Here is a 14,332-nt window from a genome sequence, read left to right as displayed (position 1 = left end):
GCCGTACTCTGGGGACATGCCGGAACTTCCCGAAGTGGAGTCGCTCACCCACTTCCTGCGTGAGCGGGCCGTGGGCCGCACGGTCCTGGGGGTCGACGTGGTCGCGATCCAGGCGCTCAAGACGTTCGACCCGCCGGTCACGGCGCTCGGCGGGCTGACGATCACCGGGGTGCGGCGGCACGGCAAGTTCCTCGACCTCGACTGCGACGGTCTCCACCTGGTCATCCACCTGGCCCGGGCGGGGTGGCTGCGCTGGCGCGACGACCTCTCGGGCGCCAAGCCCGTCCGCCCGGGCAAGGGCCCGCTGGCGGTGCGCGTACGGCTGGCGCCCGACGAGGAGGGGCTCGCGCCGGGGTTCGAGCTGACGGAGGCGGGGACGCAGAAGCGTCTCGCCGTCTATGTCACGAAAAATCCGGATGATGTGCCCGGCGTCGCCGCCCTCGGCCCCGACCCCTTCGACGAGTCCTTCACCGTCGAGGCGCTCAAGCGCATCGTCGGCGGCAACCGCACCCAGATCAAGGGCCTGCTGCGCGACCAGAAGATCATCGCAGGCATCGGCAACGCCTACTCCGACGAGGTGCTGCACGCCGCGAAGATGTCGCCGTTCAAGATCGCCGCGACGCTGACCGACGCGCAGATCGCCGACCTGTACGAGGCCATCGTGACCACCCTGCGCGACGCCGTCGAGCGCGCCCAGGGCCTCGCGGCCAAGGATCTGAAGGCCGAGAAGAAGTCGGGCCTGCGCGTCCACAACCGCACGGGCCAGCCGTGCGACGTCTGCGGCGACACGATCCGCGAGGTCTCGTTCGCCGACTCCTCGCTGCAGTACTGCCCCACCTGCCAGACGGGCGGCAAGCCGCTGGCCGACCGCCGCCTGTCCCGGCTGCTCAAGTAGCGTCGTCAGGCCCGTACGGGCACCGGCTCCGCGGCGCGCGCCCGCGCGCGCAGGCCGACGGCGGCGATGACGGCGGCCAGCAGTGTGGCCGTCACCGGCACCACCAGGGCCGCCCGCATCGCGGCGAGCCCGGCCTCGGCGCCCGTCGCCGCGCCCAGGGCGGCCACGTTCACCGCCGTCACCGCCGACAGCCCGAGCGCAGCGCCGAACTGGAACGAGGAGTTGATCAGACCGCCGGCCAGGCCCTGCTCGTGCTCGGCGATGCCGTCGGTGGCCACGATGGTGAGCGGGCCGTAGACGAAAGCGAACATCAGGCCGATCAGCAGCATCGACGGCAGCATGGCGGCGTACACCCAGTCCAGGCCGACCCCGAGGAAGAGCGCGTAGGCCAGCAGGCCCGACAGCAGGCCGGCGAACACGACCTTGGCGTTGCCGTACCGGTTGACCAGCCACGGGGTCAGGATGGGGGCGAGCACCACGTCGGCGGCGGCGGCCAGCATCGCCAGACCGGTCTGGATGGTGGACCAGCCGCGCAGCTCCTGCAAATAGAGCGTGACCAGGAACTGGAAGCCGAAGAACGAGGCCGTGAGCAGGGCGGCCGTCACGTTGGCCCGGACCAGCGCCTTCGACCTGAAGATGCCCAGGCGCACCAGCGGATGGGCGGCGCGGCGCTCCACGGCGACGAACGCCGCCAGCAGCGCCAGCCCGCCCGCGAAGGCGCCGACGGTGAGCGGCCATCCGTCGGCCGGGTGCTCCAGGCGTACGACACCGTAGACCAGCAGCATCATCGCGGTCGTGACGAGGACCGCGCCCGTCAGGTCGAACCCCCCGGCCGCGGGCCGTTCGCCGTCCGGCTCCCTCAGCAACGGGATGGCGGCGGCCAGGATCACCGCCGACATCAGCACCGGCGCGAAGAACACCCAGCGCCAGCCGAACGCCGTCAGCAGGCCGCCGATCACCAGGCCGAGCGCGAACCCGCCCGCGGCCGTCCCCGCGTAGATCAGCAGCGCCCGGTTGCGCACCGGCCCCTCGGGAAAGGTCGTGGTGATCAGCGACAGGCCGGCCGGCGTCATGAACGCGGCGGCGACCCCCGTGACGAACCGCGCCACGAGCAGCACCCACCCTTCGTCCGCGAAGCCGCCGAGCCCGGAGAAGACGAGGAAGACCACCAGCCAGAGCAGGAACATCCGCCGCCTGCCCAGCAGGTCGGCCGCCCGGCCGCCGAGCAGCATGAACCCGCCGTAGCCGAGCACGTACGCGCTCACGACGCCGCTCAGCATGACGGTGGACAACCCCAGGTCGGCCCGGATGGAGGGGAGGGCGACGTTCAGCATGGCCACGTCGATGCCCTCAAGGAAGATGGCTCCGCACAGAACAGCAAGTACGCCCCAAGAGCGGGCAGAAACTGGCATCACGGTTACCTTTCGGCAGGTCGGTTATCTCTTGTAACCGTCCACATCATGGGCCAGTATGAAATGTCGTGGAAGACGGCACTTCAAGGTCACTCAGTTACTGCGAAAGCACCGTGGACGACGACTACGACGCCCGTCAGTGGGACACCCGGGAGGACTGCGAGGTCCGGCAGATCCTCGACCGCATCGCCGACAAGTGGTCACTGCTGGTCATCGCCCTGCTCGACTGCCAGAGCCTGCGCTTCACCCAGCTCCGCCGCGAGATCGACGGCGTCAGCCAGCGCATGCTCAGCGTCACCCTGCGCCAGCTGGAACGCGACGGCCTGGTCACCCGCACGGTCCACCCCGTGGTGCCGCCACGGGTCGACTACGCGCTGACGCCGCTCGGCCGTACGTTGCACCAGACCATCAAGGCGCTGGTCACCTGGACGGAGGAGCACCGGGAGGAGATCGCGGCGGCGCGTGCCGACTACGACGCGCGGCGCGAGATGATGGAGACATGACCGTTCCCGAGATCGAGGCCAACGCCCTCCCCGACGACGCCTACCTGCTCGACGTCCGTGAGCAGGAAGAATGGCTGGCAGGGCACGCGCCGCAGGCCGTCCACATCCCGATGACCCAGATCCAGGGCCGCCTCGACGAGGTCCCCGCCGACCGCACGGTCTACGTCGTCTGCCGGGTGGGTGGCCGGTCGATGCAGGTGGCGGCGTGGCTCAACCAGCTCGGCCGCGACGCGGTCAACGTGGCGGGCGGCATGCAGTCGTGGGAGGCGGCGAGCCGTCCGATGGAGAGCGAGACCGGCCAGCCGCCGTTCGTCGCCTGAGCCCGGGAGAGAGGCGCCGCGCTGACCCTGGCCCGCTCCGTCGAGGGCCGGTCTGGCGGTCTGGTGAAGGGTTAGGGCATCATGGGGGCGTAAAGCCGGGTTGATCCTGGCTTTGCCATACCTGTCAACGCGGGAGCTTGGGCCTTACCAGGCTGAGAGGGCGACTGAGCGCTGTCGCCGACCGCACGAACCTGTCCGGATAATGCCGGCGTAGGGAGTGTGCGATGACGCACGGCGTCGAAGAAGTCCCCCTGACCCTCGAAGGACGGCCGCCGAAGACGCTGGGCGTGCTCGACCAGGGTGCGCTCTGGGCCAACCTGGGGGTCAGCCTTCTCGGCTTCTCCGGGGCGCTGTTCCTGATCGACCCCCTCGACGGCGTCCCGCTCTCGCTGGGCGCGGCGCTCCTCGCCACCGTGATCGGCAGCCTGATCGGCACCGCCATGGTCGGCCTGTCGGCCATCCCGGGCACCCAGACGGGACAGCCCGCGATGGTGCTGCTGCGCGGGCTGTTCGGGGCCAGGATGTCGTACGTCCCCACGGTGCTGAACATCGTGCAGATGCTCGGCTGGGGCGCCTTCGAGCTGTGGGTGATCGCCAAGGCGGCCAACGCGATGTTCGGCGGGATCCCGTACGAGGTGTGGGTGATCGTGGCGGGTGTGCTGACCACCGCGCTGACGATCTGGCCGCTCGGCGCGATCCGCGTGCTGCGCCGGTACGTCACCATCGGGGTGATCATCTCGATGCTCTGGTTCGCCTGGCACATGATCTCCGACGCGCCCCCGTACACGGGCGGCTCCTGGGAGGCGTTCGCGCCGGCGGTCGACTACGTGATCGCGCTGTCGGTGTCGTGGGTGCCGATGGCCGCCGACTTCGCCCGGCACTCGCGGTCGAGCAAGGCCGCGTTCACCGGCGTGGTCGGGGGCTACACGCTGGCCCAGGTGGCCTGCCTCGGCCTCGGCGTGTACGCGGTCGCGATCGCGGGAGCCGAAGCGGTGGCGGCCGACTCGACGTCGGTGTTCGGCACGTTCGTCGCGGTGCCGCTGGGCGTGCTGTTCTTCGCCGTCCTGACGCTGCGCGAGACCGACCAGTCGTTCGCCAACGTCTACTCCACCACCATGTCGCTGCAGAACCTCATGCCGCGCGTGGACCGGCGCGTCTTCTCCGTCGCCATCGGCGTGCTGACCGTCGCGATCGCCCTGGTGGTGGACGTCAACTCCTACGGCGCGTTCCTGGGCGTGATCGGGGCGGTGTTCGTGCCGATGTTCGCGGTGCTCGCGGTCGAGTACTTCCTCTTCGGCGGCTCCCACTCATGGAACACCGCCGAGGACGCGCCTTCGCGCTGGTCGATGCTGGTGCCGTGGGCGCTCGGCTTCGTCGCGTACTGGCTGACCACCTCCACCCCGACCGTCGCCGGGTGGGACCAGATCTGGGCGGGCCTGCGCGATGCCATCGGCTTCACCCGCGAACCGTGGATGAACGGCGCCCTCGGCGGCGCTGTCGTCGCTGCACTCGTGACCGCCGTGATCGGCCTGGTGCGGCAGCGCCGCTCAGTTGCCCGCTGAGACGCGCCGCTCGACGTTGAGGAGGTGCTGCTTGGCGGCCGCGCCTCCGGCGTAGTCGCCGAGCGAGCCGTCGGCGCGCACCACCCGGTGACACGGGGCGATCACGCAGACGGGGTTGGAGGCCAGCGCGTTGCCGATCGCCCGCAGCGCGCGCGGCCGGCCGATGCTCTCGCCGATCTCCTCCAGCGTCGTGGTGGTGCCGTAGGGGACGCCCATCGTCTTCTGCAGCACCGTACGGGCGAACGGCGTGGCGAGCGTCAGGTCGACCGGCGTGGCGAACGCCCTCAGCCGGCCCGAGAAGTAGGCGTCGAGCTCTCTGCGCACCGGGTCGAGCCGGCGCGGGTCGGGCCCGATGGAATCGCCCATATGCCTGCTGATCAGCTCGAACACATCGTTTTCCGTCTCGAAGCTGCAGGCCGCGATGCCCTTGCCGGTCACCGCGAGCACGAGCCGGCCCACGGCGCCGTCATAGGCGCCGAACGCGATGTCGGGCGGCCTCACTCCCCGATAGGTGCTGGAGGTCACCCGTAGCAGGGCATCGAGATCGGAACTCGACATTCCCCTCACCCTCCCCACCCGTCGAGAATCACCGTGACCGCAGCGTATCGGACGGATCGCCCGACGCACCCACCGCGCCACGGGCACTATGGAGGTGTGGGGGACCAATGGGCCGGTAGTGACGAGGAGATCGCCCGCGCGGTGCTCGCCAGCTCACCCAACGCCGTGGTCGCGCTCGACCGCGACCAGACCGTTCTGGTGTGGAACGATGCGGCCGAGCGCATGTTCGGCTACCCGGCGCAGGAGGTGCTCGGGCGCCGGGCGCCGATCGTGCCCGATGAGCTGACCGCCGAGCACAACGCCGTGCTGGAGCGCGTACGCACCGGCGAGCCCGTGTCGCTGCACACCAAGCGGCTGCGCCGCGACGGCACCGTGCTCGACGTCCGCGTCGACATCGGCGCCCTGCGCCTCGGCAGCGCTGTGGCCGGCTACGTCTTCGTGCACCACCCGGCGCGGGCCGACGAGCTCGCCCGGCACCGGATGGCGCGCCGGGCCAGGCTGGTACGCCGGCTCACCGACGTGGTCGGCGACATCAACTCCGAGCTGGAACTGCCCGCCGTGCTCGACCGGATCTCGGCCAGCCTCACCGAGCTGACCGGGGCGGACGCCGGCGGGTTCGTGCTCATCGAGGGCGAACGCCTGCGGCTGGTGAGCACGTACCGGCTGCCGGAGGCGCTCAGGGGCATCACCACCGACCTGCGTACGAGCCTGGTGGACAAGCTGTTACGCACCGGCAAGACCGTGCTGCTGGAGTCCGACGGGCTGGACGACCTGGTGTGGGCGCGGCTCGACGGCCTGCACACCATCGCGCTGGGCCTCGCGGCCGTCGGCGGCCGGCCGTACGGCGCCCTGTACGCGCTGTTCGCCCGGCGCACCCCCGGACACCTGGAGCTGGAGCTGCTGGAGCTGCTCGCCGGCCACGCGGGCATCGCCGTCGGCAACGCCGTGGCCTACCAGGAGGCGGTACGCCAGCGGGCGCACGAACGGGCCGTGTTCGACGCCAGCGCCGACGGCATCGCCCTGCTCGACCATTACGGGCGCGTGGTGCGCTGGAACCCGGCCGCCGCCGGGCTGACGGGGCTGCCCGCCGAGGCCGTCGTCGGCGGCCCGCCGCCGTTCCCGCTGCCCGAGGTGGGCGAGAAGGTCACCTACCAGCTGGACAGCGGACGCTGGCTCGATGTCGTGGGCGCCCGCATCGAGGAGACGGGCGAGCTGGTCGTCGACTTCCGCGACGTGACCGCGGCCAAGGAGCTGGAGGAGGCCAAGGAGCTGTTCCTCGCCACCACCAGCCACGAGTTGCGCACGCCGATCACGATCGTGCGGGGCTTCGCCGGCACGCTCGACGCGCGCTGGGACAAGATGAGCGACGGCGAGCGCCGTTCGGCGGTGCGCACGATCGCCGAGCGGTCGCGTTCGCTGGGCGAGCTGATGGACCACCTGCTGCTGGGCGCCAGGGCCGGGGCCGACGAGCTCAAGGTGCGCATGGAGGCGTTCGACCTGGCCGAGCGGATCGAGGGGGCCACCCTGGGGCTGCCCGAGCTGTCCGACCGGCACCGCGTCGAGGTGCTGGTGCCCGACGGGCTGCCGCACGTGCTGGGGGACGCGCTGGCCACCGACATCGTGCTCGGGCAGTTGCTGGAGAACGCGTTCAAGTACTCGCCGAAGGGCGGGCTGATCAGCGTGGCGGCCTGGCCCGAAGCCGGCGACGTCGTCGTGGTGGTGGACGACGAGGGAGTCGGTATCGCACCACCTGACCGAGAGCGTATCTTTGAGCGTTTCGTGCAGGTGGACAGCGGGGACAGGAGAAGGTTTGGTGGAGTTGGGCTCGGTCTCTACATCGTCCGCAGCCTGGCCAGAGCACAGGGGGGAGATGTCAGCGCTCATCCGCGACCGGGGGGTGGCACGAGGATGCGGCTCGTTCTCAGATGCGCTTCCACTATCCGATCCGACACACCGATGCGGTAACGAGGTGGTCACAGTTGAGCTGACCTATCGTCCAATGTGTACAAGCTGTGATCGAGATGCGGTTTCTGGGATTGAGTAACGGGGCATTTCGGTCGTACCGGGGAGTGTTCCCGCGGGGGGCACAGGTGAACGGGGAGGTGGGTGTGTCAAGCGTGGTGCTGCTGCCGTACGCGCCGTCCAGTGTCGCCGTTGCCCGCCAGCGTCTGAGCACTGACCTGCAGGAAAATGGGGTCTTTTCCACTGCCATCGATGATGCGGTGCTCGTGGTGAGCGAGTTGCTGAGCAACGCGCTGCGGCACGCGCATCCGCTGCCGTCGGGCATGGTGCGGGTCGCCTGGCTGCGGAGCGACGACCACATCGAGGTGGCGGTCAGCGACGGGGGTGCGGCGACCGAGCCCAGGGCGGGCCGCCCGACCCTCTCGTCGCTCGGCGGCCGGGGGCTCGGCATCGTGGAGTACGTGGCGGAGAGCTGGGGGGTCAGGCACGATGGCGAAACGACCACCGTCTGGGCCATCCTGCCCGCCCCGGCGCAGTCGATGAACGGGCAGGTGGCGGCACTCAGAGAGGCCGGCTAGCGAGCACGGCCCGCTCGCCCGTGGCCCACGCCGTGGAGACGAGCAGATAGAGCCCCGCCGCGAGCGGCAGCACCAGCGTCGCCACCACCGCCCCGTACGGCAGCAGCTTCGAGATCCGCCGCATCAGCTCCGGCTGCTCCTCCGTCACCTTGATCTGCCGGGCCGACAGCCACGCCACCGCCACGACCAGCGCCACGATCACGGCGAAGACCAAAACCGGGGCGCTGAACAGACCGTAATGCGCCACCAGCCCTGCCACCTGCTGCCCGAGCGGCGCCCCGAACAGGTCGTGCCCGGCCAGCGCCGTCGGATGCGTGGCCACCCGGTACATCAGCCACATGAACGGCAGCTGCGCCAGCGCGGGCAGGAACCCGGTGAACGGCGAGGCGCCCTCCGCGGCGTAGAGCGCCGACAGCTCCTTCGACATCCGCTGCGGGTCTCGGCCGTGGTGCTCACGCAGCCTCCGCAGCTTCGGGGCGAGCCGTTCGCGGATCTTCGCCGCACGGGCCTGGCGGACGCTCAGCGGCAGCAGCACCAGCCGTACGGCCAGCGTGAACAGCACGATGCCGAGCGCGGCATCGCCGCCGGACAACGTGAAGACGAGCGTGACGAGAGAATCGATCATGAGCCCTGGTTCCTCGGTCCGTGGGAAAGGGGCTCACGCGAGGAGCCCCGCTTTTCGGCGAAAGCGGGGCCGAGCTAGGGAGCTCGTGGACGCGGCCGGCCCGCCGCGTCGGGATCGCGCCGCGGCAGGAAGGCCGTGCGGCGCGCGTAGGCCAGCGGGAAGCCCGCGGACTCCCCGCCGGGGACGGGCAGCGACACGGCCGCCCACGTGACCAGCAGCAGGACCGCCATCATGGTGATCCCGAGCAGCCACGGATCGAACAGGAACTGCGTCAAGAGCGCGACGACCTGCTGATCACGGTGACCGCGACGAAGACGAGCAGAGCGATCACACCCACGATCAAGGCGATCTTGAGCAACCACATCACCATCGGAATGACGAAGGTGAACAGCACGAAGAGGCCGAGCACGGCCCCTATGACGAGCATGACGACTCTACCCATGACGCCACCGTACGTCCTCGGGGCATGATCCGCGAGGCTTACGAACCAATGACGTCTTCGTCGCCTTCGCCTGACCCGGCCGTACCGTGAAGAGGTGAACACCCGCATCCTGGTCGTCGACGACGATCCCACCGTCTCCGAGGTCGTGGCGCGCTATCTGGAACGCGACGGGCACGAGGTGGAGTGCGTGGGCGACGGCGCGGAGGCGCTGCGCAGGGCGCTGGCGAGCCCGCCCGACCTCATGGTGCTCGACCTCATGTTGCCCAAGATCGACGGCCTGCAGGTGTGCAGGAAGCTGCGGGAACGCTGGCCCGTACCGGTGATCATGCTGACCGCGCTCGGCGAGGAGATCGACCGGGTGGTCGGGCTGGAGACCGGGGCCGACGACTACGTGACCAAGCCGTTCAGCCCGCGCGAGCTGGCGCTGCGCGTGCAGTCCGTGCTGCGGCGGGCGCGCGGGGCCTCCGTCACCGGCGGCACCGGCGTGCTGCGCGACGGCGACCTGGTGGTGGACGTCGGCGCCCACGAGGTGCGCCTGCGGGCGGCCGAGGTACTGCTGACGGCCAGGGAGTTCGACCTGCTGGCCTACCTCATGCGCAACCCGCGCCAGGCGTTCAGCCGCTCGGCGCTGCTCAACCAGGTGTGGGGGTGGTCGTTCGGCGACTCCTCCACGGTGACCGTGCACGTGCGGCGGCTGCGGGAGAAGATCGAGCCCGACCCGACCGCGCCGCGCAGGATCGTGACGGTGTGGGGGGTCGGCTACCGGTACGAGCCCCTGGAAGGGGCTTCCTGATGGCCATGCCGCCGGCGGTGGCCGCGGGGGAGCTGCCGACGGTCGTGGCCGTCACGGCGGGGCTCGGGCTGGTCGTGGCGCTGGCCGGCATCTGGGTGATGGGCCGGCTGCGGACGAAGTCCATCGGCGTGATGCTGGCCGTCGTCGTGGTGGTCGCGGTGGCCGCCACGCTGGCCGGCGTCGTGGCGATCATCATGAAGATGATCATCGAAGGACCGATCAAGGACTTCGTGCTGAGCGTCGTCGCCGTGGGCGGGCTCGTGGGGCTCGGGGTGGCGTTCGTGTTGTCCAAGCGGGTGGTCGGGGAGAGCAGGCGGCTGGTGGCCGCCGTACGCGACATGCCGTTCGCCGCGCCGCAGGGGCTGCCCGCCGAGCTGCAGACCATCGCCAACGCCCTGGAGGAGGCGTACGCGCGCGAGCAGGCCCTGGAAGGGGCGCGGCGGGAGCTCGTGGCGTGGGTGAGCCACGACCTGCGCACCCCGCTGGCCGGGATGCGGGCCATGGCCGAGGCGCTCGAGGACGGCGTGGTGACCGACCCCGAGACCGTCGGGCGCTACCACCGGCAGATCAAGCTGGAGGTGGAGCGGTTGTCGGGGATGGTGGACGACCTGTTCGAGCTGTCACGGATCCACGCCGGGGCGCTGCGGTTGTCGCGGGCCAGGATCGGGCTGGCCGACCTGGTCGCCGACACGCTGGCCGGCGCCGAGCCGCTCGCCCGGGCCAAGGGCGTCGTGCTCACGGCGGAGGCGTCTCCCGCGGTGCCGGTGGAGGCCGACGCGGGGGCGCTGAGCCGGGCCCTCGGCAACCTGGTGGTCAACGCCATCAGGCACACGCCGTCGGACCGGACCGTCGTGCTGCGGGCCGGGGTGGACGACGGCAAGGCCTGCCTGTCGGTGACCGACTGCTGCGGGGGGATCCCCGAGGAGGACCTGCCGCGGGTGTTCGAGGTGGCGTTCAGGGGGGAGGCGGCGCGTACGCCGACCGCCGACGGTGGGGCCGGGCTGGGCCTGGCCATCGCGCAGGGCATCGTGGAGGCGCACGACGGCGAGATCGCCGTCGTCAACGACGGGCCCGGGTGCCGGTTCGAGATCCGGCTGCCGCTGGGCGGGTCAGGCGCTCTCCTGGAGTGAGTCGGGCAGGTCGCGTGGGGTGCCGAACGACTCCGACATTGCACGAAATGTCGGGCAGGGCCAGCGCCACATGCAGCTCCTGCACCGCAGGATGGGGTGGGCCGCGTCGCTCGTGATGCCCCCCGCGTCGCGCGGCTGGTGGAGGTCGAGCAGCCTGAGCCCGAGCTCGGCGAACCTGAGCAGCTCGGTGCGCGCCCCGGCGAGGAACTCGAGGTCTTCGATCTGGAGCCGGGCGTGGACGGGGACGTAGCCGTCGCGGTTGACCAGGCCACGCAGGCGCGCTGCCTGGTCGTGCCATGACGTGGCCTTCTCTGTGTGGACGAGGATGGTCTCCAGGAGTTCGCGGAGGCCCTGGCGCTGAGGATCTTCGGGTCTGTCTGCGTTCATCGATCCGGGGCCTGCCGGGCGTGCCCCAGCCCCTCCTTCGCCGTGAAGCGGTGCCGGTTCCGGTGTCACGCTGTCAAGCTTCGCGTACTCTCCGTTCCCTTGGAGCCCAAACGCCGGACAAAAACCCGCCGTTCCCCTATCGGCGTGACAACGTGACCGGAAGCGCTCGCGCCGCTAGCCTGCCCATGTGGAGCTCAAGGTCTCGACTCGATCACAAGCCGGGTGCGCACTCGTTGCCATCACCGGAGAAATCGACCTCTATACGGCGCCCCACCTGCAGTCCGAGTTCACTCGGCTGCTGCAGGACGGGCCCAGCCGGGTGGTCATCGACATGTCCTCCGTGGATTTCTGCGACTCCACGGGGATGAACGTCCTGCTGTCCGCGCTCAAGCGGATGAAGGAACGGGGAGGGGCGCTCGAAGTGGCCGCGCCACGGCCGGCCGTACGCAAGATCCTGCAGGTCACGGGGCTCGACTCGGTCTTCACCGTGCACGACGAGGTGCCGAAGGAGTTCCTCATCAGCGAGAAGTCGTGACAGTTGCGGGATCATGGACGAGGTGTCTTCGGGCGGAGGTAGGGCGACGATGAGCGGCAACGGCGACACGGCGGTCGTGATCCCGGCCGCGAACGAGGCCGACCGCATCGCGGCCACGGTGACGGCGGCGGCGGCCCTTCCCGGCGTCGGCCTCGTCGTGGTCGTCGACGACGGCTCCGCCGACCAGACGGGCAGGGTGGCGCGCGCGGCCGGAGCCCGCGTGGTGCGCCACAGCCGCAACCGGGGCAAGGCCGCGGCGATGGAGACGGGCGCCGAAGCCGTACGTCTCCTCGACGAGGGCGGCGTCTCCCGTCATCTGCTCTTCCTCGACGCCGACCTGGGCGACACCGCCCAGGCCGCGGCGCCCCTCATCGAGCCCGTACGCTCGGGCGCGGCCGACATGACGATCGCCATGTTCACCACCAGGGTGAAGCTCGGCGGCCACGGGTTAGTCGTCCGGCTGTCCAAGGAGGGCATCCGCAGGGCGACCGGCTTCGAGGCCGCCCAGCCGCTCAACGGGCAGCGCTGCCTCACCCGAGCGGCCTTCGAGGCGGCCCGGCCGCTGGCGCACGGGTTCGGGGTGGAGACGGCGCTGACGATCGACCTGCTGCGCAAGGGGTTCCGCGTGGTGGAGGTCGAGGTCGACATGGCCCATCGCGCCACCGGCACCGACTGGCGCGCCCAGCTCCACCGGGCCAGGCAACTCCGCGACGTCGCCCGCGCTCTGGCCGTACGCGAGCCGGTGGTCGTCCGGAACCTGGACAAACTCCTGCCCAAACGCTGACGCACCCCACCCCGAACGGATCCATCCGACAGCGCTCGGCATGTTGCTCAGGTCGCCTTGCAGGATCGCAGCTTGTATGAACCCGGCAGCCTGGGAAGGCCCTCGATCTTGTCGCCCACCGTGTCCGGATCCGGCGCCTTGATCGAGACCTTGTCGCCCCAGCCGCTGTAGCGGGTGTCGGCGTGCACGGTCATGCCCTGATCGTCCTCGTAGACCACATGGTGATCCGGAAGTCTGTACGTGCTCTCCACCCTGCTGACCAGGTTCGCCGACGTCAGCGTGAGCGTGTAGGAGACCTCCGTGCCGCCGCCCAGATCGCTCGCGTGGACCGGACGCTCCTCGGTGCCGTCGCCGAAGGTGGTCGTTTCGGTGAAGCGCACGCCGTGCCCGGGCGCCAGCTTGGCCTCCAGCGCTCGGACGGGTTCCTTGGACGCCGCCTGCGTGGGAACGGCGGCTGCCAGTACAGCGCTGCCGGCCGCCAGAATCGTGATCGGTCTTTTCATGGTCAGCGATCATGATCGAGGCGGATCACGAGCGGAAAGCGAATTTTCTCAGGGAATGTCTCGCCCAGGCGTGGACCTGCGGCGTGGGGAGTCTTCTCAGGTGCGGGCGCCGCTGCTGGTTGTCCACAGGGTGGGGTGAGAGGGCCTGTGGGTGTGCTGGAATCGTGCGGTGACTTCGGAGACGCGGCACCCCCGGGCGCGTGGCCGGCTCGTCGGGGCGGCCATGGTGGCGATCGGCGCGTCGATGCTGCTGACGATCCTCATCGGGCTGCTGGGGCCGTCGGCGATGGTGCCCGCGTTGAGCGGGCCCGGCCGGCAACCTCCGTACTCCTTGGGGGCCGATCCCGATCCGTACCTTGTGGTGGGGATGGCGGCGGTTGCGATCGTCCTCGGCGGGCTTGGCTTGCTGGGTGCGTTGGTCGGTGTTCGTGGCTCTTCCGGAGGGTGGCCGGGCGGTTCGTCGCGTGACTCAGGGCCGGCGCGGTGGTGGGTGGCCGCCGGGTGTGCGGTCGCCGGGGTGCTCGCCTTTCTGCCGCCGTCCGGGTCCGGTGATCATCTCAACTACGCCGCCTACGGCCGGATGGTGACGCTCGGCCTTGACCCGTACACGCATGGGGCGGCCGACCTGGCCGGCGATCCCGTCGCCGACGCGGTCGAGGACCCGTGGCGGGAGGAGCCGAGCGTGTACGGGCCCGTGGCCACCGCGCTGCAGGCGGTCGCCAGTTGGGCCGGCGGCGACTCGGTGCGGCTGACGATCTTCGTGCTGGCGCTGTTCAACGCCGCAGCCTTCATCGTGACGGGGCTGCTCATCGACCGGTTCACCCGGGACGACCCGGTCCGCCGCCTGCGTGCCGCCCTGCTGTGGACGGCCAATCCCCTCCTGCTCTACCAACTCGTCGCCGGCATGCACGTCGACACCCTGGCCGTCGCCTGCATGGTCGCCGCGCTGCTGGCCAGGAGCCGGCCCGTGGGGTCAGGTGTGCTGCTCGGCCTGGGGGTGGCGGTCAAGGTCAACGCCGGGCTCGCGGCGCTCGGGCCGGCCTGGGAGTTGCGGCGGCGGCCGGGGAGGCTGGCGCTCATGGCCGGGTGCGCGGTCGCGGTCGTGGTCGTGGGATACGCGATCGTCGGGCCCGAGGCGATCGCGCCGATCACCCGCACGTCCAAGTCGATCTCCCATGCGTCGTTCTGGAAGCTCGTCCAGGGGTGGCTGCAGTCGATCGTGGGCACCGGAAGCGCCTACCGGGGGGAGATCCAGGTCGGCTCGCTGCTGGTGCTGGCGCTGGTCGCGTGGTCGCTGCTCCGGCTCGCCTCCCGGCGCGACGGGGCCGGGCTGGGGGCTCCGG

At 70.7% G+C, this 14,332-nt stretch carries 18 protein-coding genes and 1 riboswitch; of the genes, 11 read left to right on the top strand and 7 right to left on the bottom strand.

What is annotated here, in order from left to right; all coding sequences use genetic code 11:
- The first annotated feature begins 16 nt into the window (after positions 1-16).
- The gene (locus E1286_RS20370) at positions 17-895 is read left to right on the top strand and encodes an Fpg/Nei family DNA glycosylase (RefSeq protein ID WP_132614831.1); all 879 of its coding nucleotides are present in this window, start codon (positions 17-19) and stop codon (positions 893-895) included.
- 5 nt (positions 896-900) lie between these two features.
- On the opposite strand, the gene E1286_RS20365 is transcribed toward E1286_RS20370, so the two are convergent.
- A complete protein-coding gene (locus E1286_RS20365; RefSeq protein WP_132614829.1) occupies positions 901-2,307 on the bottom strand; it encodes an MFS transporter in 1,407 nt (468 codons plus the stop codon).
- Between the two features lie 113 nt (positions 2,308-2,420).
- On the opposite strand from E1286_RS20365, the gene E1286_RS20360 reads away from it, so the two are divergent.
- The 3 genes from E1286_RS20360 to E1286_RS20350 all read left to right on the top strand — a co-directional run bounded on the left by E1286_RS20360 (position 2,421) and on the right by E1286_RS20350 (position 4,692).
- Positions 2,421-2,810: a winged helix-turn-helix transcriptional regulator gene (locus E1286_RS20360; RefSeq protein WP_246075000.1), complete on the top strand. Its 390-nt coding sequence runs from the start codon at positions 2,421-2,423 to the stop codon at positions 2,808-2,810.
- Complete coding sequence (locus E1286_RS20355) at positions 2,807-3,130, top strand: rhodanese-like domain-containing protein (RefSeq protein WP_132614825.1); 324 nt, start codon at positions 2,807-2,809, stop codon at positions 3,128-3,130. Before E1286_RS20360 ends, E1286_RS20355 begins: the two co-directional genes overlap by 4 nt.
- A 119-nt stretch (positions 3,131-3,249) precedes the next feature.
- Positions 3,250-3,364: riboswitch (TPP riboswitch) on the top strand.
- Entirely contained in the window at positions 3,355-4,692 is a 1,338-nt protein-coding gene (locus E1286_RS20350; protein WP_132614823.1) for a purine-cytosine permease family protein, read from the top strand. Its footprint overlaps the riboswitch before it by 10 nt.
- On the opposite strand, the gene E1286_RS20345 is transcribed toward E1286_RS20350, so the two are convergent.
- On the bottom strand, positions 4,678-5,250 hold the full coding sequence (locus E1286_RS20345; RefSeq protein ID WP_132614821.1) for a methylated-DNA--[protein]-cysteine S-methyltransferase: 573 nt from the start codon (positions 5,248-5,250) through the stop codon (positions 4,678-4,680). The two genes, E1286_RS20350 and E1286_RS20345, sit on opposite strands and share 15 nt — an antisense overlap.
- Positions 5,251-5,346: 96 nt before the next feature.
- Between E1286_RS20345 and E1286_RS20340 the strand changes: the two genes are divergently transcribed.
- Together E1286_RS20340 and E1286_RS20335 are read left to right on the top strand one after the other, a co-directional pair.
- Positions 5,347-7,215 (top strand): sensor histidine kinase, encoded by a 1,869-nt coding sequence (locus tag E1286_RS20340; RefSeq protein WP_132614819.1) that lies wholly within the window; start codon positions 5,347-5,349, stop codon positions 7,213-7,215.
- A gap of 152 nt (positions 7,216-7,367) precedes the next feature.
- On the top strand, positions 7,368-7,790 hold the full coding sequence (locus tag E1286_RS20335; RefSeq protein ID WP_246074999.1) for an ATP-binding protein: 423 nt from the start codon (positions 7,368-7,370) through the stop codon (positions 7,788-7,790).
- On the opposite strand, the gene E1286_RS20330 is transcribed toward E1286_RS20335, so the two are convergent.
- The 3 genes from E1286_RS20330 to E1286_RS47910 form a co-directional block, all read right to left on the bottom strand.
- On the bottom strand, positions 7,774-8,415 hold the full coding sequence (locus E1286_RS20330) for a YidC/Oxa1 family membrane protein insertase (protein WP_132614817.1): 642 nt from the start codon (positions 8,413-8,415) through the stop codon (positions 7,774-7,776). The genes E1286_RS20335 and E1286_RS20330 overlap by 17 nt on opposite strands.
- A 74-nt stretch (positions 8,416-8,489) precedes the next feature.
- Positions 8,490-8,690, bottom strand: a complete 201-nt coding sequence (locus E1286_RS20325; RefSeq protein WP_132614815.1) for a DUF6412 domain-containing protein — start codon at positions 8,688-8,690, stop codon at positions 8,490-8,492.
- On the bottom strand, positions 8,687-8,857 hold the full coding sequence (locus tag E1286_RS47910) for a hypothetical protein (protein ID WP_165969813.1): 171 nt from the start codon (positions 8,855-8,857) through the stop codon (positions 8,687-8,689). The genes E1286_RS20325 and E1286_RS47910 overlap by 4 nt, the downstream gene beginning before the upstream one ends.
- A 94-nt stretch (positions 8,858-8,951) precedes the next feature.
- Between E1286_RS47910 and E1286_RS20320 the strand changes: the two genes are divergently transcribed.
- Both E1286_RS20320 and E1286_RS20315 read left to right on the top strand, forming a co-directional pair.
- Positions 8,952-9,650, top strand: coding sequence for a response regulator transcription factor (locus E1286_RS20320; protein ID WP_132614813.1), 699 nt, complete (start codon positions 8,952-8,954; stop codon positions 9,648-9,650).
- Positions 9,650-10,780, top strand: coding sequence for a sensor histidine kinase (locus E1286_RS20315; protein WP_223190152.1), 1,131 nt, complete (start codon positions 9,650-9,652; stop codon positions 10,778-10,780). Before E1286_RS20320 ends, E1286_RS20315 begins: the two co-directional genes overlap by 1 nt.
- On the opposite strand, the gene E1286_RS20310 is transcribed toward E1286_RS20315, so the two are convergent.
- On the bottom strand, positions 10,760-11,167 hold the full coding sequence (locus tag E1286_RS20310; RefSeq protein ID WP_132614811.1) for a hypothetical protein: 408 nt from the start codon (positions 11,165-11,167) through the stop codon (positions 10,760-10,762). The two genes, E1286_RS20315 and E1286_RS20310, sit on opposite strands and share 21 nt — an antisense overlap.
- Positions 11,168-11,354: 187 nt before the next feature.
- On the opposite strand from E1286_RS20310, the gene E1286_RS20305 reads away from it, so the two are divergent.
- Together E1286_RS20305 and E1286_RS20300 are read left to right on the top strand one after the other, a co-directional pair.
- Positions 11,355-11,702: an STAS domain-containing protein gene (locus E1286_RS20305; protein ID WP_111182883.1), complete on the top strand. Its 348-nt coding sequence runs from the start codon at positions 11,355-11,357 to the stop codon at positions 11,700-11,702.
- A 49-nt stretch (positions 11,703-11,751) separates the two neighbouring features.
- Positions 11,752-12,486, top strand: a complete 735-nt coding sequence (locus E1286_RS20300) for a glycosyltransferase family 2 protein (protein WP_132614809.1) — start codon at positions 11,752-11,754, stop codon at positions 12,484-12,486.
- Between the two features lie 47 nt (positions 12,487-12,533).
- Here the strand turns inward: E1286_RS20300 and E1286_RS20295 are convergent, their stop codons facing one another.
- Entirely contained in the window at positions 12,534-12,989 is a 456-nt protein-coding gene (locus E1286_RS20295; protein WP_132614807.1) for a hypothetical protein, read from the bottom strand.
- Between the two features lie 169 nt (positions 12,990-13,158).
- On the opposite strand from E1286_RS20295, the gene mptB reads away from it, so the two are divergent.
- Positions 13,159-14,332, top strand: a 1,174-nt coding sequence (gene mptB / locus E1286_RS20290; protein ID WP_246074998.1) for a polyprenol phosphomannose-dependent alpha 1,6 mannosyltransferase MptB, incomplete at its 3' end; no start/stop codon positions are given.

The organism is Nonomuraea terrae, assembly GCF_004348995.1.
Taxonomy (GTDB): Bacteria; Actinomycetota; Actinomycetes; order Streptosporangiales; family Streptosporangiaceae; genus Nonomuraea; species Nonomuraea terrae.
Note: the sequence above shows the minus strand (reverse complement) of the source record. Positions and strands in the feature narration are given on the sequence as shown.